We start from the raw sequence: 23,347 nt of genomic DNA, 5'->3' as shown, positions 1-23,347 counted from the left end.
ATTCGCATTTGATAACGGATAACCCGAGCCATGGCAGAGCAGGCCGAATTCTACGAACAGCTGCCCAAGCAACGCACGTTTGCGGATCTCGCGCGCCCTGATGCCTTTGTGCCTCTTCCTGCTGGTTGGATCATCTGCTGTACTGACATCGTGTCCTCAACCGATCTGATCGCAGCAGGCCGCTACAAGACCGTCAACATGATCGGTGCGTCGGTCATTGCCGCCATGATGAACGCTTTGGAGAACGCCCCTTTTCCCTACAGCTTCGGAGGGGATGGCGCCTCATTTGCGGTTCCCCCCGAATGGGCAGGGGTCGCCCGGGACACGCTGGCGGACCTTCGCGCATGGGTTCTGCGCGAATTCGACATCTCCCTGCGCGCGGCGCAGATGCCGATCGAGCGTATTCGTTCAGAAGGCCTTGATGTGACAGTTGCCCGCTATGCCGTTTCTGCGGATGCGGATTACGCGATGTTCTCGGGCGGCGGACTGTCCTGGGCAGAACGGCAGATGAAGTCGGGTGCCTATGCGATTTCACCGACAGAGAAAACGGCTGCACCAGATCTGACCGGTCTCTCATGCCGTTGGGACAATACGCCAGCCCGAAACGGCCTGATTCTGTCCGTGGTGGTGCAGCCCACGTCACAAAGCGATCCGCGGCTCTTCAGCGGGCTTGCCGCGCGGCTTCTGGAGTTGACGGCGCAGCTAGAGCGTGGTGGACATCCCGTACCTCAGTCCGGACCAAGGCTGCGATACCCGCCTCCCGGCCTCATGCTGGAAGCCCGCCTGTCGCGCGGGCGCCTGCCGCTGGCCTTTCGCGCACTTTGGTTGATCGTCGGATCGGCTATCGCCCGCCTTTTGTTTGCGCGGGGCAGGCCAACGGGCGGCTTTGACCCTTCGCATTACCTGTCCGTGATTAGTGCAAATTCCGATTTCCGAAAGTTCGATGATGGGCTCAAGATGACCGTCGATTGCAGCCCGGCGGTGCGCGATCAGGTGGTCGCGCTTCTTGAGCGGGCAGAGGCTGCCGGAGAGATTCGCTTTGGCCTTCATGAACAGGACGCCGCCATGGTCACCTGTATCGTGCCGTCGGCGATGCGAGACGATCATGTACATTTTGTTGATGGGGCATCGGGTGGGTACACCCGTGCAGCAGCCGACCTTCAGCGCCGCTCTCCAAGGCAGATCGGAGAATTAGCCTAGACCGGCTGGAAAGCCCCCGATTTGGGATCATAGCATTCCAACCCGCCCTCGCCTATGTCGGTCCACAGGCCGTGCAGGCTCAGTGCTCCCTCTTTCACGGCACTGTCGATAAAGGGAAAGGTCATCAGGTTCTCCAGCGAGGCCACAACCGCCTGACGTTCGAACTGACGCGCCTGTGCCTCGGGGTCCTCGATGTCGGCGACCGATGTGAACTTGGGCTTGAGAATATCCATCCAGCGCCCGACGAAACTGCTCTTTTCCTCCAGTGCGGGCGCCTGCCCCTTGCACATGTCGATACAGCCCTGAACCCCTCCGCATTGCGAGTGCCCCAAAACAATCAGGTGCGAAACCTTCAGAACCGTCACCGCATATTCGACCGTGGCACTTGTGCCATGATGATCGCCATCAGGCGCGTAAGGCGGCACCAGATTTGCGATATTGCGATGAATGAAGAACTCTCCCTGGTCCGCACCAAAGATGGATGTCACATGCACGCGGCTGTCACAGCAGGAAATGACCATGGCGCGCGGGCGCTGCCCCTCGCTTGCCAGACGTCGGTACCAGCCTTGGTTCTCCTGATACGACGTCGCTTTCCAGCCATGATAGCGTGTCACCAGATACCCGGGCAGTGGTTTGGCATATTGCATGTAGAGCATTCCCTGAATTGAGCTTGGCAAAGCTGATAGCCTGCATTGTCAGTAAATTCGAGCAATTTGGACACCCGCGCGGAAACCTTTTGACAACCTGTGAGGTGCAAGTTGGGCATCGTGCCGTGGGGGCATAATGAATTGGGGTGAATGTGGTGGCTAATATAATCACTGTCATGCACAAGGAAAACGTGCACCTGGATCCGGGGAAACTGTCCGAGTTGTATACGCAACTGGGCGAAACCGGAGCCGAGGATGTCGTCTGCCGTGCAATTGAAGAACTGGCCGTCCGCCTGTCGCATTGTGAGCGATTGTGGCGTCAGGACGATATGGAAAATCTGCGCAAGAACGCGCGCTCGCTGATCGCGATTGCCGATCAGATTGGCATGACGGCGATGGCTTCCATCGCTCAGGATGTCACGGGCGCGATCGACAGCAAGGACGCACCCGCCATTGCGGCGACGGTGTTCAGGCTCTTGCGCGTGGGCGAACGCTCGCTGACGGCAGTGTGGGAGCAGCAAGATCTCTCCATCTGACCGTACGATCCGGGGCCAATCCGGACTGTGACGATCCCCCATAGCGAAATCTGATTGTTTTCCAGTTTGTAAGCAGGTCTTGCAGGCACCGTGGAGGCGGATACTCTGGTGGCAACGACGCCCCCTTCTTCTGGAGTATCTGGATGCCCACCGTTTTTGCCGCACCTTGCGATTTTGCGATTGCCGTTCATGTTGTTGATCAGGTTTCGTTGGAGGATTGGCTGAAGCGCCAGCCCGAACATGTCGCGCACTGGATGCAGGCCAACGGGTTCAAGGCATCCATCGGACAGGCCCTGTTGGTACCCGGCGCCGAGGCTTCAGCGCCGGAAATTGCGGTTGTCGGCTATGGTACGGCAGCCCAGCGTGCGCGCCAGCGGTTTGTTCTTGCTGCTGGCGCCAGCAAGCTGCCGGACGGCACCTACAAGCTGGCCGAAGCAGATGAGGACAACGCGATTCCTCAGAATATGCTGCAGCAGGAGTGCTTTGGCTGGCTGATGACCGGCTACGCCTTTGGTCGATATAAAGAGGCAAAAGGATCCGGCGCAGCCTTGATCGCGCCAAAAGCGGTGGATGCCAAAGGCATCGAATCTCTCGTGGCCGCCGAATGCCTGACCCGCGATCTGATCAACACACCCGCTGCCGATATGGGACCGGACCAGTTGCAGGCCGCAGCCGAACGCCTGTCACAAGAGTTCGGCGCCACCACCGAAATCACGCTGGACAAGGAGCTTCTGGCTCAGAACCTCCCAATGATCCACGCCGTGGGCCGCGCCGCCGAAGCCCGCCCGCGCCTGATTGACATGCGCTGGGGCAAAAAGGGTCCCAAGCTGACCCTGGTAGGCAAGGGCGTCTGCTTTGATACCGGCGGGCTGAACCTCAAACCCGGTGGCAGCATGGCCCTGATGAAAAAGGATATGGGCGGCTCGGCCACGGTGCTGGGTCTGGCGCGGATGATCATGGCCGCGGGTCTGCCCGTTCAGTTGAGGGTACTGATTCCGGCAGTTGAGAATGCCGTATCGGGCAATTCTTTTCGCCCCGGTGATGTTTTGACTTCGCGCAAAGGGCTGACCGTGGAAATCAACAACACGGACGCCGAAGGGCGCCTCGTTCTCGCCGATGCTCTGACGCTCGCCGAAGAGGATGCCCCGGATCTGCTGATCTCGATGGCAACGCTCACCGGAGCCGCACGGGTTGCTGTTGGTCCGGATCTGGCTCCATTCTATGCCGGGACCGATTCGGATGCCGTCGCCATAGCCAACGGCGGCGCCCAGATGGCTGATCCAGTCTGGCGCATGCCTTTCCATGACCCTTACGAATCGATGATCGAACCCGGAATTGCCGATCTCGACAATGCACCCTCGGGCGGCTTTGCCGGCTCGATCACCGCCGCGCTCTTCCTGCGCCGGTTTGCGGGCGATGCGCGCTACATGCATTTCGACATCTACGGCTGGACACCCAGCGCTGCCCCCGCTCGGCCCAAGGGCGGCGTCGGGCAGGGCGCGCGGGCGATCTTTGCCGCCCTGCCAGAGCTGCTGAACCTATGACCTCACCAGCTCGGGTCAATCGTCCCGTGGTGGACCTGCTGCGCGCCCCGGATGGGCCGCGGGATCGCCAGTTGTTGTACGGAGAGACGGTCGAAATTCTGAGCAGGAATGAGGCTTGGGCAGCGGTGCGGGCCGACAAGGACGGTTACACCGGCCATATCGAGGCATCGGCACTCGATACACCTCTTGAGGCCACCCATTGGGTCAGCGCCCCGGCCACCCATGCCTACGCGGACGCCGACTTCAAATCCCGCGATCTTTGCGCCCTCAGCTTTGGCAGCAGAGTGCAGGTTCGTTCCGACACAGACCGTTTTGCCGAGACCGAGCTGGGCCATATCCCAATGACACATCTGTCCCCTATCGGAACGCTGCCGGCTGATCCGGTGACGGTGGCGGAGGGGTTTCTGGGAACGCCCTACCTCTGGGGCGGCAACAGCCGCTTTGGCATCGATTGTTCAGGCCTGGTGCAGGTGGCGCTCTTGGTCTGCGGCATCCCCTGCCCCGGTGACAGCGGCCCGCAGGAGCGAGAACTTGGCAGGCTTCTGCCGACAGGCAGCAGCTATGAACGCGGCGATCTGTTGTTCTGGAAAGGACATGTGGCCCTGGTGCGCGATCCGGACAGCATCATCCATGCCAATGTACATCATATGGCTGTGGCAATCGAACCGCTCGACGCGGCAATCAAGCGCATCGCCGCACAGGGCGACGGGCCTGTGACGGCACATAAACGGCTTGGCTGAGGAGCCGCATTATTCGACCGCGCGGATCAGCTTGCGCTCCAGAACGCGCAGCACGGTCTTAAGATCATGGCCCCGTTTCAGGATCTGCCCGTCCATGCCAACAACTGAATACTGCCCCTGACGGTTGCGCAGCTTGGGGTGTTTTTCGATCCGGTAGAGCGGATGTTCGGCTGTGCGGCGGAAAACCGAAAAGACGGCCAGATCCCGCAAGGAGGATATGCCGTAGTCCCGCCACTCTCCCGCGGCGACCATGCGACCGTAAAGGGACAGGATGACCGCCAGTTCCTTGCGGTCGAACGAGACCTGTTCGGGTATGCCTGATCCGGGGAAGGACGCGCTGCTTTGAAATGTCATGGATCAAGGTTCGCGCCAAACCGCGCGTGAATCAAGCGGTTTCGGCTCGCGCGTCTTTTGGTTGCCCTGACGCAATGCCATCTTCAGACGGTGTTTGGTGCCTGCTGCATACCGCCTGTGATCTCCGATAGCTGCAGATCTAGGATTTGCTCCAGCGCCATCCGCCCCGGTGCGGTCAGGGTCAGGCCCCGCTTGTGCGCGCGACGCTGCATCCAGCCGCACGCCAGCGCATGGGTCAAAAGCTGCCGTCCAAGCGGCCCTGCCACATGCAGGCGCCGCTCGGTCCAGTCAAGGCAGGGGCGGGCAAAGGTCTGCCGGGTCGGCTTGGCTTGATCGGGCAATTGCACGCCAAGCGGTTGCCAGGCTTCGGACGGGACGGCATGAAACCCGCCTTCACGCTCGATCAGCATACCTTTGTTCAATAAGGCCTCTGTCATCGCCACGGCCAAAGGACCAGCCAGATGGTCGTAACAGCTGCGCACCTCGGCCAATCCGCCCGCCTTGCGACGCTGCGCCAGATAAAGGCTGTCCATCGGAGCGATAGCTGCAAGCTGCTCCAGCGCTTGCGCCACCTCAGCGCCCGCCAACCGGTTATAGACGCAGCGGCCGCGTTTTTCGGCCACGACCAACCCCGCATCACACAACAGGCGCAGGTGCGCGGTGGCGGTCTGCGGCGTGATCCCGGCGGCTGAGGCGAGTTCCTTGTTTGTATAGGCGCGCCCCTCCATCAGCTCACACAGCATGCGAGTGCGGCTGGCATCGCCGATGGCCTGGCCCAGAATGTCAAAGCGCGGGGTGCGGGGCGGTCGGTGGGGGTCAGATACAGTCATATGTCGATCCTAGGCCCTGGGGCCCCCGCCCCATAGTGTAAAGACTTCGCCATGGAGCGAAGGGTTTCTTCTGCATCTGAACACGCACTCAGGCAAAACTGCCATGGCAGAACCAGCCCCGCGACAGGGCAGCCCCATGGGCAAAGAACAGCCAGAGTCGGGCGCCGCAGCCAGTGACCACCACCCAGTAATCGCGCACCCCGCTGCGCCAATTGGGATCCTCCAGCCACCATTCCGGGGCAATACGTTCGGGACCTTCGGCCTCGGCCAGCTGCCAGTCGCGGCCGCGCCAGCGGAAGCGTTCGGGCACGGTGGGCACATCCGGCGCCATCACCAGTTCGGGCCGCCACATCAGCAAGGGGCGCGGATGCGGAGAGGGCGGCCAGTCCTGCGCCGGTTCGGACCAGGCGGCCGCCAGCACCTTAGCCGTCTTTTCGGGAATATGAGTGTCGACCGGGTGGCGCCGGGTGATCGCCTCAAGGCCAATGCGGGCACCGATACGCCCGATCAGATCCTCCAGCACCACATCCTGCCCTCCCGCCTGTCGGGTGCGGGCGGCGGCAGTGGCCTCAAGGTGCCCGGCCTGGGTACGGGCATGGATGGGTTCCGCCCGAAGCACCTCAAGGCGCAGCATTTCTATGCCAAACCCGGCGTCGATCTCTTCCAGCTTCATCTCAAGCAGGGGGCGGATACGCTCCGCATCACGGCTGGCGCGGGCCAACCCGACAGTGACGCTCTGCGCTGCCTGATCCACCCGGTGCGCCTCCAGCCGCAAAAGCCGAGCACCCTTGCCCCGGTCCTCAAGCCGGGCGCAAAGGCGGGGTAGCATCCGGTCTATGCCCGCCAGCAGATCATCGACCAGTCCGATCGGCTCCGGCAGGGTCAGGCGCACTGCGAAACTTTCGACCGCACGGGCCGGAGAGACCGGCTCGGGCGTGCTGCCCATGGCCTGATCCAGACGCAGCACCAGCCCCCGCCCGAACCGCCGGGCAAGGCTGGCGCGAGGCTGATCCAGCAGATCGCCGATCTGTCGCAGGCCAAGGCGGCCCAACTGCGCCACGGTACTGGCCTCAAGCCGCAGCGCCGCAATCGGTAAGGAGGCCAAGGCCACGCGCGACTGCCCAGGCGGGGCAATCCGGTGCGGCGATTTTGCGGTCTCAACCGGCTGGGGGGCGGTACCGCCCCGGGTCCAGTGCCTGCGCCCCGCCTTGCCCTTATGCTGGCCCCGCGCGGGACTGCGGGCGGCGCGGGCACGGGTGGCGCGGGCCTCCTGATCAATGGCATCACCCGAGCGATCCGGCGGCAGCCCTGCCTCCTGCCCGGCATAGCGCGCCAGCGCCCAGGCCGCGCCCAATGTATCGGCCAGACCCATCCGCACGGTGAGCCCCATCCGCGCGCAGTCTTCTTCGATCCGCTGCAAAAGCGCCTCTTCCCCGCCGAAAAGATGGGCAGATCCCGTCATATCAAGGTTGATGCTGTCAGCCCCCTCGGGCGCGACCCAGGGGCTGAACTTTCCAGCCCAGCGCCCCAGCGCCTCAAGAAAGGCTTTTTCTGCCGGTGCATTTCGCCTGCGGGTCAACAGGGCACCGCAGATGGCATGGGCATCGCGCAGGGGCTGACCTACAAAAAGCCCCTCCTCCTCGGCCTCGGCATTTAACGCAGAAATAACCTGTGTGTTGGAAAGTTCCTCCACAATGGCCAAAGGTCCGGCAAGACTACCCTGCCCTGCCCGCATCACCCGCTCCGCGCCCAGGCGCGGAAACCAAAGCGATAATATGCGGCGATGAGGCATGGCGCGATCCGGGTCGAAGGTTTGAAAATTTATGGAAACCAGCAGTCAGCACTACCGATGTTCTACATTTGTTCCAAATATTCGATTCGGTCAATCCTCTCTCCCGAGACGAGAATCCCCATGAAGGGAGCGCGCCCATGAAGCCGTATCGCTCTGTCCTGACCCACCACCGTACGCTACGCAGCCTGCCTGCGCTTCTGGTTCTGATCCTGGCCCTTGTGGGCGCCCAGCTGGATGCCGCCGCGCCGATCACCGACAAGCACGTCAAACGCCGGGTGGAGCTGATGACCAGTCAAAAGGCCGCTATCACCACCCTGGCCGACATGATGGCCGGGCGCATGGTGTTCAACGCTGCCAAGGCCAGAGCGGCTCGACGCAGCCTGATCAAAAGCACAGGCGACATTCGCAAACGGTTCAAGAAACCGCGCATGGACCCGCACTCTCATGCGCGGCCCTTGATATGGCAGCAATGGGAAGACTTCGAAACACGCGCCGAACGGGCCGAGGATGCCGCCAGACAGATCAGTGCATATACGCGCAATGGCCTATTGCGCACGGTCCCGAACATGGTTCAGGCCTGCCTCAGCTGCCATGAGACCTATCGCGACACGCCCAACGATTTCGTCACGCATTGATGCCGCAAGGCCAATTGTAATTAAACGATAGGTGCGAGGGGTCAGGTACCGTAACGCGCCATGAACATGTCCACGGCGCCGGACACGATGCGCTCACGCTCATCCGGCGTGAAACTGGTATCGATATTAAAGACAAGGCGCGGCACCAGGTCGGCACGGCACAGTTCGGCAAACTGGTCCGCTGCCAGATCGAAGTCCTCGATCTGAAGCTCTCCGCGCGTGGCCGCCCCTTGCAGATAGTCGCGCAGGCGAGCCCGCACCACCATCGGTCCGCTTTCATAGAACTGACGGCCCAGATCCGGGAAGCGGTCCGCCTCTGCCACACAGATCCGGAACATCCGCAGACCGAATTCCGACAGGCTGACCGACAGGATATGCCGACCGGCAGCGGTCAGAACATCGCGCGGCGTGCAGCACGCCCCCGAAAGATCCATCGGCGCATCCGCCTGCCGGGCGCATTCGTGCCGGGCAACTTCCATGAACAACAGCCGTTTGTCGGGGAAATAGCTGTAGAGCGTTGCTTTGGAGACCCCCGCTGCACGCGCGATGTCATCAACACTCGCCCCTTCGAATCCATCGGCCATGAACACTTCGCGCGCACCTTTCAGGACCTGGTCGAACTTGCGACCTGTCCGCAGAATGCTGGCTTGCTCGTTCATGATCCGACCTCATGGCGCTCGCGGGATGACTGTATTGGGCGCAACCACCCTAGCCCAACGGCCTCCCATTCAACAACTGTGTTCCCTGCAGGCTCTGCCTGCGTCAAGCTGTATCGGCTTTCCCACTTGCACTTTTGAGTGATGCGCATAATCTACTTTAGAACAATTCTAAAAAAGGAAGTCACATGCGGTTCCTTCCCCAACGAAAACGCTTCTCCGACCTCACCGGGCAAGAGATCCTAGCCCTGGCGATCTCCTCGGAAGAAGACGACGCGCGCATCTACCGCGGCTATGCGGCACGGCTGCGGGACGACTTTCCCGCCTCGGCCGCCATGTTCGACGGAATGGCCGCAGAAGAGGACGGGCATCGCGCCCGGCTGATCGCCCTGCACGAGAAACGCTTTGGCAACGCCATTCCGCTGATCCGGCGCGAACATGTGGCCGGATACTACAATCGCCGCCCGATCTGGCTGATGGAGAACCTGAGTCTTGATCGCATCCGCGACGAGGCCAAGGCGATGGAGGCCGATGCGGAGCGGTTCTACCTTGCAGCCGCCGCTCGTACCAAGGACGCCGAGACCCGCAAACTGCTGGGTGACCTGGCAGCCGCAGAGGCCGGTCACCGCGACACGGCGACAGAGCTGGAAGAGGCGCATCTCACCGGTGACGCCCGCTCAGAGGAAGATCGCACCGCGCATCGCCAGTTCGTGCTGACCTGGGTACAGCCGGGTCTGGCCGGGCTGATGGATGGGTCCGTATCTACCCTTGCGCCAATCTTTGCGACCGCCTTTGCCACGCAGGACACCTGGACAACCTTCCTGGTGGGGGTCGCCGCCTCTGTCGGGGCGGGGATCTCGATGGGCTTTACCGAAGCCGCTTCGGACGACGGTGAACTATCGGGGCGCGGCTCTCCCATGAAACGGGGGCTGGCGTCGGGCGTGATGACCACGGTGGGCGGGCTGGGCCATGCGCTGCCGTACCTGATCCCCGAGTTCTGGACGGCAACCACGATCGCTTTCATCATCGTCTTTATCGAACTCTGGGCGATTGCCTGGATCCAGAACAAGTATATGGAAACGCCTTTCTGGCGCGCAACGCTGCAAGTGGTTCTGGGCGGTGCGCTTGTCCTTGGTGCAGGCGCCCTCATCGGCAGCGGTTGATCGGATCAAACCGCAAAGGAGGCCCTCCCGCCCGTCGGAAGCTGCCCCGCAGGCAGCCCCTCCCGTTGGGCGTGGCGCCGCGCTATCGCGCGGCGGGGTGCGTTTGAACGAGAGCGGTCAAATAAACAGCAGCGCAAATGCCCGGAAAGGCTGGAAGGGGCACTCACCGAAGCTTTGAAGATGTACAGAGACAGGCGGTCAGGCCTTTGTTCACATCCCTCCGGATGTCGCCATCAAGCAATAAAAAGCCGGGAATTTACGCAATACACATCTCTTTTGGGCACACTGCGGCCATAACCAGTAAAGGATCAGGCCAATATGTTGTCTCCGCAACAGAATGTAGGGCATTCCGCTGCAGCGGCCCGCCCGCTCGCATCGCAAGACGCACAGAAAACGAACCACTTCTCTTCAGACAAGAAAAGAGTGGCAGCACACCGATCCAAGGCTCGCGCGCTTTATGACAGTGTCAGCCATCTCAGCCGAAGAGACGCGATCGACGCCCTGTTTCAGATGTCGCATGAGCAACAACTATCCGTTCACTCTAGCGACTATCAGGCTTACAGCAGCGTGATCCGATTGGTCGGTACAGAAGGCGAAATGGAGAACCGCAAAAAGGAAGCCAAAGTCGCCAGCAATGTACTGTTTGAACTGCTGGAAGAGCTACCGACCGCAACCGAGGAGCGCTTGGCCGTTCTTCGCTCGGAGATCGTGACCCTAGGCGGCTTCGCCGATCAGGCACAAAACCGGGTTGAGGTTCTCAAGGCACACGTCGCGGAAATGATTGCCGACCTTTAGAGGAAAACGCATTGGGCGTGAGTGCGCTTTAAGGGTGTCCAGCCCAAAACACAGCCGCCCGAAACATAGCCGCGCGTAGCAGTCCGACGTATTCGGCATCCAAGGTCGTCTTGATCCACTGCAGAACGGCAGACATCGCTCTGGCGGCTGGCAAGTAAGGCTTACGATAGATCGGGCTCCTCGCGAATAGCCTGCAGCCGCCAAGAGCCCCCCGCCGCGCGCCAGCGCGGCCCGGCCCAACGGGAGCCTTGCATGTCTCATGCAAAGGCGACGGGCGGGAGCTTACGCCTGTTTGAGGCAGGCCCTGTCAAACAGGCTTTTCGTTTTGGTCAATTCAGGTTACCAATCCTGCGATGGCTGACATATTCTTCAGAACCCTGCCCTTCTTTGCGATCATCGGCCTTGGCTACTGGGCCGGGCGCACGCGGTTCTTCACGGACGAGGCGACGGCCTATCTGACGAAGTTCGTCTTCTTCTTCCCGCTCTCGGCAATGATATTCAGCTTTGCGGCCAACCTCTCCTTTGCAGAGGTGTTCGACCCGAACCTGATACTTGGCTACCTTGCAGGCACCCTGGCCGTTTACCTTGTGGCCACGGCCGTGGCCGCGCTCAGGGGGCTGAACATCCCCACCGCAGCGGTCGAGGCGCAATGCGCCGCCATCGGCAACGTGGGGTTCCTGGGCCTTCCGATGATGGCGATCCTGTTCGGGGAGGCCTCGATCGGGCCGATGATGGTTGTGCTGAGCGTCGATCTCGTGGTGTTTTCTTCGCTCATCGTCATCCTGATCAATGCTGGGCGCGGATCGGGGCTCGGCTTGCAGACCCTGAAGCTCGTGGCGCTCGGACTGGTGCGAAACCCGATGATCGTCGCCATCGTGGCTGGTCTGGCCTGGTCGGCCTCCGCTCAGCCGATCCCGGCGCCGGTCAATGACTTTCTGTCGATCCTCGGCGGTGCGGCAACGCCCGGCGCGCTATTCGCCATCGGAGCCTCTTTGGCCTCGAAATCCGCAGAACGTATGCAGGTGGCTGGCTGGCTCAGCTTTGCCAAACTGGTCCTGCACCCCATTTTTGTTGCCATTGGCGTACTGTGGCTGGTGCCGGTTGCCAGCTTCCCGGCCTCGGTCGCCATCGCGGCGGCCTCCCTGCCAGTTGCAGGTAACGTCTACATGCTGGCCCAGCATTACAACGTGGCGCCGCACCGGGCCTCGGCGGCGATCCTGATCTCTACCGCGATTTCGATCCTGACGGTACCGCTGGCCATCGCCTGGGCTTCAGGGCAGTAGCTTTGGCAGCCTGACCGATCACCGGTCAGGCAAATCCCTCTGCATTCAGGCTTTTGCAAGCCTTCTGCCGCAAAAAGACTGCGTCAGGGCGCCGCAACACTGGACCCCACCGCCAACGCCGGATAGCTGATAGGCAACCATTTGCAAGGAGCCTCACCATGGAAATCGTTTCGGAGAACACATGCTTTGGCGGCGTGCAGGGCGTCTACCGGCACAAGAGCAGCGCAACGAAAGGCGAGATGACCTTTGGTCTGTTCCTACCCGAAGAGGCAAAAGACGGCCCGGTACCGCTTTTGTGGTTCCTGTCGGGCCTGACCTGCACTCATGAAAACGCCATGACCAAGGCAGGCGCACAGGCCTGGTGCGCCGAGCAAGGCATCGCCATCGTCTTTCCCGACACCTCACCGCGCGGCGATGATGTGGCCGATGACGAGGGCTACGATCTGGGTAAGGGCGCAGGCTTTTACGTGAATGCCACGCAGGCCCCTTGGGCGCCGCACTACCAGATGTGGGACTATGTCGCCGAAGAGCTGCCCGCGTTTCTGGGCGAAAACTTTGCCGTGGATCTGGGCCGTCAGGCGATCTGTGGTCACTCCATGGGTGGACACGGCGCGCTGACGCTGGCGATGAACCTTCCGGGGCGCTTCCGCTCGGTCTCTGCCTTTGCGCCGATCTGTAACCCAACCGCCAGCGACTGGGGCCGAAAGCAGCTGACCGCCTATCTGGGCGCGGATGAGTCCACCTGGGCGAAACATGACGCCACCCTCATGATGCGCGAAAAAGGCTTTGACGGCCCCGTGCTGGTGGATACGGGAACCGCCGACCAGTTCATCGATCTTCTGCGCCCCGAGGCGCTGGCACAGGCCGTGAACGAGCGCCGCCAGCAGGCGACGTTGCGCCTGCAGCCCGGCTACGACCACAGCTATTTCTTCATCTCCACCTTCATGGAAGATCACGTCGCCTTCCACGCCGAGGCGCTTTATCGCGACTGATCCCGAAAGGACCAAACGACCATGAGCCAGTACGATTACGATCTCGTCATTATCGGATCCGGCCCCTCGGGGCGCACCGCGGCCATTCAGGCCGGCAAGCTCAAGCGCCGTGTGCTGGTCATCGACCGCAAGGACCGGCTGGGCGGCGTCTCGGTCCACACCGGCACGGTGCCGTCAAAGACGCTGCGGGAAACCGTGCTGAACCTCACCGGCTGGCGCGAGCGCAGCTTTTATGGCCGCGCCTACCGGGTGAAGGACCAGATCGACGCCGAGGATCTGAAAGCGCGTCTACACATGACGCTGGATCACGAGGTCGACGTGCTGGAACACCAGTTTAACCGCAACCACGTCGAATGGCTGGCGGGGCTTGCGCGCTTTATCGGCCCGAACGAAGTGGAGGTCGCCACCGAAGCAGGCGATACCACGCGCGTTACCGCTGAAAAGTTCCTGATCGCCACCGGTACCCGCACCTATCGCCCCGATGATGTCCCCTTCAACGGCAAGACAATTGTCGATGGCGATGAGTTCCTCGAGATGGAAGAGATCCCCCGCTCCCTGATCGTGGTCGGCGCCGGCGTCATCGGGGTCGAATATGCCACCATGTTCTCGGCGCTGGATGTACGCGTTACCCTGATCGAGCCGCGCGAGACTTTCCTCGATTTCATCGATCGCACCATCATCCACGAATTCACCCATCAGATCCGTGAAAACGGCGTCGACCTGCGCCTTGGTTCGGCCATTGAAAAGATCGAGGACGAAGGTAGCCATATCGAGGTCAGCATGGCCAATGGTCGCCACGTGCGCGGGGAAATGCTGCTGTTTGCCGCCGGGCGCATGGGCAATACCGACAGCCTGAACCTAAAAGCCGTGGGCCTGGAGACCGACCACAGGGGCCGCATCAGCGTTGAGCGCAAGACCTATCAAACCGCCGTGCCGCACGTCTATGCCACTGGCGATGTGATCGGGCACCCCTCGCTTGCCTCTACCTCGCTGCAGCAAGGGCGCGTCGCTGCCTGTCACGCGCTGGAAACCCCAACCGTGCCTGAAAGCCCCTGGTTCCCCTATGGCATCTACTCGGTGCCGGAGATTTCGACCTGCGGCATGTCCGAAGAAGAACTGCAAGAGCGCGGTGTGCCCTACGAGGTCGGCATCGCCCGGTTCCGCGAAACCTCGCGCGGGCATATCATGGGGCTGGAGCATGGCATGCTGAAGATGCTGTTCAGCCTCAAAACCCGCCGGGTGCTGGGCGTGCAGATCGTCGGCGAAGGCGCGACCGAGCTCATTCACATCGCCCAGGCGGTGCTGAACCTCAAAGGCACGGTGGAGTACTTTGTCCAGAACACCTTCAACTACCCGACCCTGGCCGAAGCCTACAAGATCGCCGGTCTGGATGCCTTCAACCGGATGCCCATCCCAGAGGAGTTCAAGGTGAAGACCCCGGCCAAGAAATCCGGGAAATCAGAGTCTAAAAAGGGAAAGACGTGAGCGCACTCTACATCGACGCGGATGCCTGCCCGGTCAAGGCCGAGGCTGAGCGGGTCGCCACCCGGCATGGGCTCAAGATGTTTGTGGTCTCCAACGGGGGCCTGCGCCCCTCGGCCAATCCTTTGGTGGAAACCGTGATCGTCGCCGAGGGGGCGGATGTGGCTGATATGTGGATCGCCGAGCGCTGTGGGCCGGGTGACGTGGTGGTGACGGGCGACATCCCGCTGGCCGCCAAATGCATCGAAGCGGGCGCCCGCGTGTTGCGCCACAATGGCGAACGCTTCACCGAAGCCAATATCGGCCAGCAACTGGCCATGCGCGACCTGATGGCGGACCTGCGCGCGGCCAACCCGCTTGGCGCGGGCGGCAGCGGCAAGGGCTTTACCAAGGCGGACCGATCGCGGTTTCTGGACGCTCTGGAGCGGGAAATCCGGGCGGCCGCCTCGGGCGGCGTGCGACCATAAACGCCCGAGACCGCCACAAGGCTTCCGCGTCTTACATTTCGAGCTCCATGTCAGGGGCGATCTCAAGGGACCCGCTTCCAGACAAATGCGGACAGCCGCGCACCATCTCGATCGCTGCGTCCATGTCAGCGGCTTCGATCACCGTGTAGCCTGAAAGCGGATTAGCGCCTCCATCCTCTGCCACCGACCCATCGCTCAGAACGGTCTTTGACGGCCCCAAAGCAAGGCCCGGATCCACCGCAGCCGCGCCAAGACCGGCCATCCAGGCCTTCCAGTCTGCCATCATCTTTGCGCCCTCCTCGGGCGTCGAGACATCGGGGTGACCATGATAGGCGATTACGAATTTTGGCATCTTAATGCTCCCTTTGAAATCATCAGTGACCCCAAGGCTATCCGCCCTCAAAATATGTTAAAGAACATATTTTGAACTCTGTCACACTGGCCGTAACCGCCGAAAACAGGAGCCACAGCCCCATGCCCTACAGCAGCACCCACAAGGCAAAGACCCGTGCCCGGATCGTCGAGGCCGCGCGTATCCTGTTCAATATCCACGGCTTTCATGGGGTGACCATCGATATGGTCATGGCCGAGGCAGGCCTGACGCGAGGCGGATTCTACAGCCATTTCGCAACCAAGGAAGATCTGTTCGGCGCCGCTGTTTCCAGCTTTTTAATGGGCCGCGGTGCCCAGTGGCGCCATGAGGCGGGCATCAATGCGATGAACCCTGACAGCGAGGCCGCACGGCAGATGATCCAGAGCTACCTTTCGGATGCTCATCTTGGGGCCGTGCAGGACCAATGCCCGATGATCGCCCTGCCATCGGACGTTGCCCGCGCCAGCCCCGAGGTGCGCGACGCTTTTCAGCGGCTCCTGACCGCCATGGTGGGCCTTTTGCAAGGCAGCCTGTTGCAGCAGAATGCCCCCGACGCACGGCAAAAGGCTATGGCCATGGCGGCGCTTTGTGTGGGCGGAATGGTTCTGGCGCGTACCCTGCCCGATTCCGATCTGGCCGCTGAGATCCGCGCCGCCGCTTTTGCGGAAGCAACGGCAATGACTGAAGAGCCCGCGCAATAGGCTCGAATCCATCCACCTTGTTGATCCGCCACGATGCCCACGGTCGCGCCGCTCCTTTTGCCAAAGGTAGTCCTTTGGGGCCTTATGGGATGTGGGAGTTGCCCCGATCAACCCATCGCAGCCCGCAAGGGGGCCAGATCACCCTCCATTACGGGTTTCAGGAAACTACGGTCATAGCGGCGGATGATGTCGTTTTCCTTGGCGAAACGGAACGCCGCCTGGCAATCGGCGTCTTCAACGCTCTTGGTCCGGTAGTCCTCATAAGCCGCAAGCGAGGGGAAGGAGAACAGCGCCAGCGCCAAGTCATTGGCGCTTTCCTGCGGCAGGAAATAGCCGTGATGGGTGCCACCAAAGCGTTCGACCAGCGGGATCCAGGCCTTGGCGTAGATCTCAAAGGCCTCCACCCGGTCCGGGTTGATTTCATAGGCGACGTAACATGTGATCATCCGGGCATTCCCTCATGGTTTTCTTCAGGGTAGGAACAAAGGGTCGCAGCGCCCAATGGCATTTTGTCATCAGGGGAATAACAGCTCGTGATACATCGAAAAACGCGCCAGAAAGGCAGGCCATGAGCCAGGAAATCAAAGTCAGTGTTCTGGGGCTGATGGCCGCTGCGGGGTCTGCCGTCTGTTTCTCCGTGATCGACGTGATCTTCAAGTTTCTGTCGGGCGATTATCCGCTGTATCAGGTGGTGATGGTGCGCTCGGTGGTGGCGCTGATCGTACTGGCGGCAGTGATCATCCCCTTGGAGGGCGGCTTCCACATCCTGCGCACCCGGCAGCCGAAACTGCACCTGATGCGCTGCTGTGCCGTGCTGTTTGCCAACCTTTGCTTTTTCACCGGTCTTGCCATCATGCCCATCGCCGAGGCGGTCGCCATCGCCTTTGCCACCCCCTTGATCGTCACCGCCCTGTCGGTAGTGGTGTTGAAGGAACGCGTTGGCCCCTGGCGCTGGGGCGCGGTGGCTGCGGGGTTCCTTGGCGTTCTGATCATCATGCGGCCCGGCCCCGGCAGCTTTCAGGCCGCCGCGATCCTGCCGCTGCTCGGCGCCTGCGGCTATGCCACGCTCCATGTGCTGACCCGGCGCGCGGGCGGGGCCGAAAAAGCCTCCACCCTGTCGTTCTATCCCACCTTGGGCTTTCTGGTGGTCAGCGGACTGGTTGGGCTTTTCACGGGCGATGGCCGCTTTGCCACCGGTGATAATGCCGCCGTGGATTACATCCTGCGCGCCTGGATCTGGCCCGCACCACAGGATTGGTGGCTGTTCGTCGGCGTCGGCCTTGCCGGATCGCTTGGCGGCTATCTGGTCAGCCAGGCCTATCGGCTGAACGAGGCGGGCCTGGCCGCACCGTTCGAATATGTCGCCATGCCCATGGCGGTCCTCTGGGGCGTTCTGGTCTTCGATGAATGGCCCGATCTGCCGGTCTGGGCCGGTTCGGCCTTGATCATTGGCGCAGGTCTTGTTTCAGTCTGGCGCGAAACCCGGCGCAGCCGCCCGGTGCCCCGCCCGCGCCCCCGGTCGGCCGGGTAAACGAGGACAGGACAGGGACCGACAAGATGCCCATCGACGCCGTCGTTTTCGACATTGGCCGCGTATTGATCGAATGGAATCCCGAAGGTTTTTTCGACGCCCGCATCGGACCGGACCGGCGCACAGCGCTGTTTGCCGAGGTGGACCTGCATGAGATGAACCTCGATATCGACCGGGGGCATGATTTTCGCGCCTCGGTTTACAAGCTGGCAGATCAACACCCCGACTGGGCCGAAGAGATCCGCCACTGGCACGACAGTTGGATCGAGATGGCCTCGCCCGAGATCCCCCATTCGGTACGCCTGATGCGCGCGCTGCAAGCGCGGGATGTGCCGGTCTTTGCGCTGACGAATTTCGGTGTCGGAACCTTCGAGGTTGCCCGCAAGGCCTACCCGTTCTTCGACGAATTCGACCGCTCCTTCGTTTCAGGCCACCTGCGCACCATCAAGCCTGAACCGGAAATCTATGCCCATCTGGAGCGCGACACGGGCGTGGCGCCGGACCGTTTGTTGTTCACGGATGACCGCCCGGAAAACATCGAGGCCGCCGCCGCGCGCGGCTGGCACACCCATCTTTTCACCACACCGGACACCTGGGCCGCGCGCCTGGTAGACGAGGGGCTTTTGACGCCCGAGGAGGCTGCATGACCATCCCATCCATCGGATTTGCAGAAGGGGAAGCCCTTCTGGACTGGACCGAATTCACTGAGGCACTGGCCAAGGGGCATGATCTGCCCAAAGCGGAAATCGGCGATACCTTCCTCTACCGTGACCCCGACACGCTGCTCAGCCGCTCGGCCTGGATTGACGGGTTGGGCCTTGCGGTAAAGACGGCAACGATCTTTCCGGGCAACCCAGCGGCGGGCAAACCGATGGTCAATGGCGCGGTCTGTCTTTATTCCGATCAGGACGGCACCCTCGATGCGCTGGTGGATTTCCACCTGGTGACCAAGTGGAAGACCGCAGGCGACAGCCTTTTGGGGGCGATGCGGCTGGCGAACCCCGAAAGCCGCGACATCCTGATCGTCGGCGCGGGCACCGTCGCCGGATCGCTGGTGGAGGCCTTTGGCTCCGCCTACCCCCGCGCCCAGATCCGGGTCTGGAACCGCACCCGGTCCAAGGCCGAGGACATGAAGGCCATCTATCCGCAGATCGAGGTCACCGCAGATCTGGAGGCCGCCGTGCGCTCGGCGGATATCATCGTGACCTCCACCATGTCCTCGACCCCGGTGGTCACAGGGGAATGGCTGAAACCCGGTCAGCACCTGAACCTGATCGGTGCCTACCGCCCCGACATGCGTGAGACCGATGACGAGGCGCTTTGCCGTGCGCGCATCTATTGCGACAGCTTCGACACCACGCTGGATCACATCGGCGAATTCAAGATTCCGCTGGCTGAGGGCGTCATACAGCGGGGCGACGTGCTGGCGGATTTCTACGCCCTCGACGCCTTCCCCGCCTATGACCCAGAGGCGATCACCCTGTTCAAGAACGGCGGTGGCGCCCATCTGGACCTGATGGCCAGCCGTCACATCCTAGAGAAATGGCGCTCTGAGAGATAACGAGCGCCAAGGATCACGATTTCAAATTTGTCCGGCGCACACATCACATAGTCTGCGCCGGACAATCACTTATTCACTCCGAACGATGGCGTTGTAGTCGCCTCGCAACTGAAGCGTCACCGTGACGGGCTTGTCGTCACGGTTCCTCCAAAACCAACCATGATCCCCGGCAAAAGGCGTCTCGAAGCTGCCTTCGCCCTCGGTTTTTCCACGGCCCTTTTCATAGGTGACGTTCTGCTCGCCCGCATGGGCGTGGAGATCAAAGTTGATGCGCCCTCCGTCCGCAACCCACGAATAGTAAAGGGTCGCGCCTTCCTGCATGGTCGCCTTGATCTCGACCCAATCGCCGGGTTCGAGCGTGAAGGTCATCTCATCCTGCCATGTGTCCTGTGCATGGGCCGCTGAAACGAACAGGCCGAGGATGTCATCCATCAAGGATGACGAAGCATCAGAGCCGTGCAGTTCCGCATCTTCTGCGGCTTCCTGCGCAAGCTGTTGCTTGATTTCACCCATCTCGGTCAGACCAAGGAGTGTGCCGACGCCAGTGGGATCTTTGCCCAGCTCTGCAGGCATGTAGATCATCACTGCGATCATGACTGCGCCGATGCCTGCGGCAATGGACGAGCGCCGCAACTGCGCCCGTGTGGGCAGATCTTCGAGGTTCGGTCTTGGTGCGTTATGCATATCGTCCTCCGTCAGTGTCCGTGATGAAAGAATTGCAGGAAGCCTGCGACTTGCACGTAGGTCAGCCAGATCCCCAGGCCGACCATGATCCAGTTGGCGATAGAAGCCTGGCGAATGAAATTCGGGCTGCGGCGCCAGTATCCCATGACGATCAGGATGACAAAGAGAGCCAGCAATTGCCCAAGTTCCACACCGACATTGAAGGCCAGGAGGTTTGCCAACAAACCGTCCGGATCAATCCGGTACTCCAGGATCTTCGATGCAAGCCCCGTACCATGGAACAGACCAAAGATCAGCGTTGCCCATTTGGTGTTCGGCTGGACCCCAAACCATTTCTGGAACATGCCAAGATTGTCGAGCGCCTTGTAGATCACCGACAAACCAATGATGGCATCGATGATATAGGCATTGATGCCCCAGCCGAACCAAACGCCCAGAAGCATCGTGACCGAGTGACCAAGAGCAAAAAGGCTGACGTAAATCGCCACGTCCTTCATGTGATAGAGGAAGAAAACGACGCCCAGAAGGAAGAGGATATGGTCATATCCCGTGATCATGTGCTTTGCGCCAAGATAGATGAAGGGGATGACATGCACGCCCCAAATCTCTTGAATATAGCCCGCATCGCCAGGGGTGACGTCATGAGCAAGCGCAGTGCCTGTTGTAAGTGCAAGCGCGGCTAGGACGAGAAGCGCATGACGCATTGGCATGCGCCGAACGCCCTCAGTGAGGGTTTTCATGGAATTACTCCGCTTGAATTGAGGTTGATCGTTTGACACGGCATAAGCCGCCCCGATCATCCGCGCGGAGGTCGGTCTATTCGGAACTGCCTGTACGGGCCGTCAATCGACGCTATCCTCGTCCAGGGTTTCGTGAACTCGGAAAACGGATCAGCTTCCCTGCCGAGAGGGAGAAGCGCCTGACCGTGATCGTGATCCGCTACATCATGGCTGTGCCCATGCATCGCCCAGTAAAGGTCTTCCTCAAAGCCATGCGAGTGCCCATGAGCTTCGACCATTTCCAGGTGATCCTGCATGGTGTCAATGACTGTGGGTGCATGTGTAAAGGACGGAACCAGCGACCACACGAGCAGGGCAGCGCAGGAAAGCACCGCAAACAGTTGCTTCATCATTCCGTCGGTCACGAATTTCATAGAATGCCTGCTCGTCACGGTCGAATGCCGCTTTTGGCAGACAATACTATCAAGCGGTCTCCCGAACAAGGCGCTGCTGACCGGTCGTAGTCTCACGGCTATCGCACCCAGAAAGGCGCCCATCAAATCGCGCCGAGGTAATACCCGATAGCCTCTGCCAGTTCCGTTTCCTCATAGCCGAAATGCGAGCGCACAACCTCTTCCAGTTTTCGGAATATGGCGGCTGCCTCAGCGAAATTCGCTTCGCACGGGTCTTGCGCCAGTGCCTCCGCTGCGCGGGCGAGGCGGAGGATCAACTCGTGGACCACTTCATGCTCTGACTTCAACTTGGCCACGATCGCACGGAACCTTTCCCCAGCCGCGGCTTCGATCCGGGGGAACATATCGGCGCTTTCAATGTCGTGGTGAAACTTCAGCACCTGACATTCATGCCCGCACAGCGATCCGAAGGCGCGAAAATTCTCGGCCATATCGAGGGACAGCACGATCGATTCCAGGTCTTCGGGCGGCGTGTCCCCAGCTTCGATCCGCGCCAGAACGGCAGCGATCTGAGCCATCTCCATCAGATAATGACGATGAATGGCCGCCAGTTGTTGCCCCTGACGACGGTGCATATCTGTTGCTGCGGGCACCGGCGGCGCCTTGGGCCGGGCTGGCTCGTTGAGGCTAAGCTCGTCCAGCGATTGGGTCGAAAGATCAGTCATGCCGGACAAGAAAGTCCATTGTCACGCCAAGTCAAGAACACCTGCTTTGAAAGGCCTAACAACCTGCACGCTTTGCTGGCTCCGCCCGTTTGCAAAGATCACGCCGCCACGCTGCCCAAGGGGCGTTCCCGCACCGGCAGATGCACGATGGCGCTGAAGGCCCCGACGGCCACGCCAATCCACCACACGAAGGTATAATCGCCATAGGCGTCATACATACGCCCACCTAGCCAGACGCCCAGGAAACTGCCCAGCTGGTGGCTGAAGAACACGATCCCGTAAAGCGTGCCCATGTAGCGCAGCCCATAGATATGCGCGACGAGGCCAGAGGTCAGCGGCACCGTCGCAAGCCACAGCGACCCCATGACAATAGAGAAGATGATGACCGTCGTCGGCGTGATCGGCACCATGATGAAGGCCGCCGCCGCAATGGTGCGCCCGGTATAGATCGCCGCCAGCAGGTACTTCTTGGAGTACCGCTTACCCAGATACCCCGCAAGCAAGGTGCCCCCCACATTGGCGGCCCCGATCAAGGAGATCGCAACCGCGCCCAGCGCCGAGGTGGAGGTGATCCCGATACTATATAGCGCCCCGCCCGGCATGATCGGCCCGCACATCTCGGTGACAAAGGCCGGGAAATGCGCGGTGACAAAGGCCAACTGATAGCCGCAGCTGAAAAACCCGAGGAAGATCAGCGTATAGGAGGGATCCTTGAAGGCCTTGATCAGGATGGCGCCCATGCTTTCTTCCAGCTCTGATTTGCTGGCCATTTCCGGCGCGCGCATCAGCGGCAGCGTCAGGATCAGCGCCAGCACAACGCCTGCAAAGACAAGGAACACCGTCTGCCAGGTCAGGAAGGTGAGCATCCACTCCGCCCAGGGCGCGCCAAAGATCTGCCCGGCCGAGCCTGCCGCCGTGACAATCGCCAGCGACATCGAGCGGTTCTCATCCGAGCTGGCCCGTCCCACGACCGCCAGCACCACGCCAAAGCCCGTGCCCGCGATGCCAAAGCCCACCAGCCAAGCATAGGCCTGATGCTCAATCGGTGTGGTAGACCCTGCGCTCAACGCCAGCCCCGCCGCGTAGACCAAGGCGCCCAGAATGATGGCCTTGCGATCGCCGATCTTTTCCGCAATGGCGCCAAAGATCGGCTGGCCAATGCCCCAGGCGAGGTTCTGGATCGCGATGGCCAGCGAAAACTCCGTGCGCAGCCAGCCGAACTCTTCGGCGATGGGGATCTGGAACACCCCGAAAGAGGCGCGCACCGCAAAGCTGACCATGATGATCACGCAGCCCACGATCAAAACCGGGGTGAACAAGGGTGTCTTCTGTGCCGCTGCGCCGCTCATAATGGATCCTCTCAAATCAGATGTGCGACGTTAGGCATTGAGGGCGACACGTCAATTCAAGAAATCTGCGCAGTCACATAAGGAGAATTGATGTGAAGTTCATGGGTTGCGCTCCAGCAACAATAGCCAATGCCCTCTGTCAGCCTTCCCATCCCCCGCGCCGCGCGTTATGGCT

The 23,347-nt window shown here is 61.2% G+C and carries 27 protein-coding genes; 15 read left to right on the top strand and 12 right to left on the bottom strand.

Annotation, left to right across the window (positions count from 1 at the left end):
- The first annotated feature begins 30 nt into the window (after positions 1–30).
- A complete protein-coding gene (locus INS80_RS08450; RefSeq protein ID WP_192965205.1) occupies positions 31–1,200 on the top strand; it encodes a DUF3095 domain-containing protein in 1,170 nt (389 codons plus the stop codon).
- On the opposite strand, the gene INS80_RS08445 is transcribed toward INS80_RS08450, so the two are convergent.
- Positions 1,197–1,847 carry a carbonic anhydrase gene (locus INS80_RS08445; protein ID WP_192967237.1) on the bottom strand — a complete coding sequence of 217 codons (651 nt, stop codon included), beginning with the start codon at positions 1,845–1,847 and terminating at the stop codon, positions 1,197–1,199. The two genes, INS80_RS08450 and INS80_RS08445, sit on opposite strands and share 4 nt — an antisense overlap.
- Positions 1,848–2,023: 176 nt before the next feature.
- Here INS80_RS08445 and INS80_RS08440 point away from each other — a divergent pair, with 176 nt between their 5' ends.
- From INS80_RS08440 to INS80_RS08430, 3 genes are all read left to right on the top strand, one after another.
- On the top strand, positions 2,024–2,383 hold the full coding sequence (locus INS80_RS08440) for a hypothetical protein (protein ID WP_192965204.1): 360 nt from the start codon (positions 2,024–2,026) through the stop codon (positions 2,381–2,383).
- Positions 2,384–2,526: 143 nt separating this feature from the next.
- Positions 2,527–3,927 carry a leucyl aminopeptidase family protein gene (locus INS80_RS08435; protein WP_192965203.1) on the top strand — a complete coding sequence of 467 codons (1,401 nt, stop codon included), beginning with the start codon at positions 2,527–2,529 and terminating at the stop codon, positions 3,925–3,927.
- A complete protein-coding gene (locus tag INS80_RS08430) occupies positions 3,924–4,667 on the top strand; it encodes a C40 family peptidase (protein ID WP_192965202.1) in 744 nt (247 codons plus the stop codon). The genes INS80_RS08435 and INS80_RS08430 overlap by 4 nt, the downstream gene beginning before the upstream one ends.
- A 9-nt stretch (positions 4,668–4,676) precedes the next feature.
- Here INS80_RS08430 and INS80_RS08425 read toward each other — a convergent pair whose 3' ends face one another.
- The 3 genes from INS80_RS08425 to INS80_RS08415 all read right to left on the bottom strand — a co-directional run bounded on the left by INS80_RS08425 (position 4,677) and on the right by INS80_RS08415 (position 7,643).
- A complete protein-coding gene (locus INS80_RS08425; protein WP_192965201.1) occupies positions 4,677–5,021 on the bottom strand; it encodes a DUF2794 domain-containing protein in 345 nt (114 codons plus the stop codon).
- An 83-nt stretch (positions 5,022–5,104) separates the two neighbouring features.
- Entirely contained in the window at positions 5,105–5,851 is a 747-nt protein-coding gene (locus INS80_RS08420; RefSeq protein ID WP_192965200.1) for an ArsR/SmtB family transcription factor, read from the bottom strand.
- An 88-nt stretch (positions 5,852–5,939) separates the two neighbouring features.
- Entirely contained in the window at positions 5,940–7,643 is a 1,704-nt protein-coding gene (locus INS80_RS08415; protein ID WP_192965199.1) for a Y-family DNA polymerase, read from the bottom strand.
- 137 nt (positions 7,644–7,780) lie between these two features.
- Here INS80_RS08415 and INS80_RS08410 point away from each other — a divergent pair, with 137 nt between their 5' ends.
- Positions 7,781–8,278 carry a c-type cytochrome gene (locus INS80_RS08410; RefSeq protein ID WP_192965198.1) on the top strand — a complete coding sequence of 166 codons (498 nt, stop codon included), beginning with the start codon at positions 7,781–7,783 and terminating at the stop codon, positions 8,276–8,278.
- Positions 8,279–8,319: 41 nt separating this feature from the next.
- Here the strand turns inward: INS80_RS08410 and INS80_RS08405 are convergent, their stop codons facing one another.
- Positions 8,320–8,937, bottom strand: coding sequence for a TetR/AcrR family transcriptional regulator (locus INS80_RS08405; protein ID WP_192965197.1), 618 nt, complete (start codon positions 8,935–8,937; stop codon positions 8,320–8,322).
- Positions 8,938–9,122: 185 nt separating this feature from the next.
- On the opposite strand from INS80_RS08405, the gene mbfA reads away from it, so the two are divergent.
- From mbfA to INS80_RS08375, 6 genes are all read left to right on the top strand, one after another.
- Positions 9,123–10,097, top strand: a complete 975-nt coding sequence (gene mbfA / locus INS80_RS08400) for an iron exporter MbfA (RefSeq protein ID WP_192965196.1) — start codon at positions 9,123–9,125, stop codon at positions 10,095–10,097.
- A 318-nt stretch (positions 10,098–10,415) separates the two neighbouring features.
- Positions 10,416–10,892: a hypothetical protein gene (locus tag INS80_RS08395; protein ID WP_192965195.1), complete on the top strand. Its 477-nt coding sequence runs from the start codon at positions 10,416–10,418 to the stop codon at positions 10,890–10,892.
- Positions 10,893–11,245: 353 nt separating this feature from the next.
- The gene (locus INS80_RS08390; protein WP_192965194.1) at positions 11,246–12,175 is read left to right on the top strand and encodes an AEC family transporter; all 930 of its coding nucleotides are present in this window, start codon (positions 11,246–11,248) and stop codon (positions 12,173–12,175) included.
- Between the two features lie 158 nt (positions 12,176–12,333).
- The gene (fghA, locus tag INS80_RS08385) at positions 12,334–13,167 is read left to right on the top strand and encodes an S-formylglutathione hydrolase (RefSeq protein WP_192965193.1); all 834 of its coding nucleotides are present in this window, start codon (positions 12,334–12,336) and stop codon (positions 13,165–13,167) included.
- A 21-nt stretch (positions 13,168–13,188) separates the two neighbouring features.
- Positions 13,189–14,652 carry a Si-specific NAD(P)(+) transhydrogenase gene (sthA, locus tag INS80_RS08380; RefSeq protein WP_192965192.1) on the top strand — a complete coding sequence of 488 codons (1,464 nt, stop codon included), beginning with the start codon at positions 13,189–13,191 and terminating at the stop codon, positions 14,650–14,652.
- The gene (locus INS80_RS08375; protein ID WP_192965191.1) at positions 14,649–15,116 is read left to right on the top strand and encodes a YaiI/YqxD family protein; all 468 of its coding nucleotides are present in this window, start codon (positions 14,649–14,651) and stop codon (positions 15,114–15,116) included. Before sthA ends, INS80_RS08375 begins: the two co-directional genes overlap by 4 nt.
- Before the next feature lie 31 nt (positions 15,117–15,147).
- Here the strand turns inward: INS80_RS08375 and INS80_RS08370 are convergent, their stop codons facing one another.
- A complete protein-coding gene (locus INS80_RS08370; RefSeq protein ID WP_192965190.1) occupies positions 15,148–15,468 on the bottom strand; it encodes a YciI family protein in 321 nt (106 codons plus the stop codon).
- A 122-nt stretch (positions 15,469–15,590) separates the two neighbouring features.
- Between INS80_RS08370 and INS80_RS08365 the strand changes: the two genes are divergently transcribed.
- Entirely contained in the window at positions 15,591–16,190 is a 600-nt protein-coding gene (locus INS80_RS08365) for a TetR/AcrR family transcriptional regulator (RefSeq protein WP_192965189.1), read from the top strand.
- Positions 16,191–16,297: 107 nt separating this feature from the next.
- Here the strand turns inward: INS80_RS08365 and INS80_RS08360 are convergent, their stop codons facing one another.
- Positions 16,298–16,636: an NIPSNAP family protein gene (locus INS80_RS08360; RefSeq protein ID WP_192965188.1), complete on the bottom strand. Its 339-nt coding sequence runs from the start codon at positions 16,634–16,636 to the stop codon at positions 16,298–16,300.
- 122 nt (positions 16,637–16,758) lie between these two features.
- Between INS80_RS08360 and INS80_RS08355 the strand changes: the two genes are divergently transcribed.
- The 3 genes from INS80_RS08355 to INS80_RS08345 are packed head-to-tail and all read left to right on the top strand — an operon-like array spanning position 16,759 to position 19,282.
- Positions 16,759–17,721, top strand: coding sequence for a DMT family transporter (locus tag INS80_RS08355; protein WP_192965187.1), 963 nt, complete (start codon positions 16,759–16,761; stop codon positions 17,719–17,721).
- A gap of 26 nt (positions 17,722–17,747) precedes the next feature.
- A complete protein-coding gene (locus tag INS80_RS08350) occupies positions 17,748–18,368 on the top strand; it encodes an HAD family hydrolase (protein ID WP_192965186.1) in 621 nt (206 codons plus the stop codon).
- Positions 18,365–19,282, top strand: coding sequence for an ornithine cyclodeaminase family protein (locus INS80_RS08345; RefSeq protein WP_192965185.1), 918 nt, complete (start codon positions 18,365–18,367; stop codon positions 19,280–19,282). The genes INS80_RS08350 and INS80_RS08345 overlap by 4 nt, the downstream gene beginning before the upstream one ends.
- 69 nt (positions 19,283–19,351) lie before the next feature.
- Here the strand turns inward: INS80_RS08345 and INS80_RS08340 are convergent, their stop codons facing one another.
- The 5 genes from INS80_RS08340 to INS80_RS08320 all read right to left on the bottom strand — a co-directional run bounded on the left by INS80_RS08340 (position 19,352) and on the right by INS80_RS08320 (position 23,172).
- Positions 19,352–19,966: a transmembrane anchor protein gene (locus INS80_RS08340; RefSeq protein ID WP_192965184.1), complete on the bottom strand. Its 615-nt coding sequence runs from the start codon at positions 19,964–19,966 to the stop codon at positions 19,352–19,354.
- 11 nt (positions 19,967–19,977) lie between these two features.
- The gene (locus INS80_RS08335) at positions 19,978–20,706 is read right to left on the bottom strand and encodes a HupE/UreJ family protein (RefSeq protein ID WP_192965183.1); all 729 of its coding nucleotides are present in this window, start codon (positions 20,704–20,706) and stop codon (positions 19,978–19,980) included.
- Between the two features lie 56 nt (positions 20,707–20,762).
- Positions 20,763–21,119 carry a hypothetical protein gene (locus INS80_RS08330; RefSeq protein ID WP_192965182.1) on the bottom strand — a complete coding sequence of 119 codons (357 nt, stop codon included), beginning with the start codon at positions 21,117–21,119 and terminating at the stop codon, positions 20,763–20,765.
- Between the two features lie 122 nt (positions 21,120–21,241).
- Positions 21,242–21,823 (bottom strand): hemerythrin domain-containing protein, encoded by a 582-nt coding sequence (locus tag INS80_RS08325; RefSeq protein ID WP_192965181.1) that lies wholly within the window; start codon positions 21,821–21,823, stop codon positions 21,242–21,244.
- Positions 21,824–21,921: 98 nt separating this feature from the next.
- Positions 21,922–23,172, bottom strand: coding sequence for an MFS transporter (locus tag INS80_RS08320; RefSeq protein WP_192965180.1), 1,251 nt, complete (start codon positions 23,170–23,172; stop codon positions 21,922–21,924).
- Positions 23,173–23,347: the final 175 nt, after the last annotated feature.

This window comes from Phycobacter azelaicus, assembly GCF_014884385.1.
Lineage (GTDB): Bacteria > Pseudomonadota > Alphaproteobacteria > Rhodobacterales > Rhodobacteraceae > Phycobacter > Phycobacter azelaicus.
Note: the sequence above shows the minus strand (reverse complement) of the source record. Positions and strands in the feature narration are given on the sequence as shown.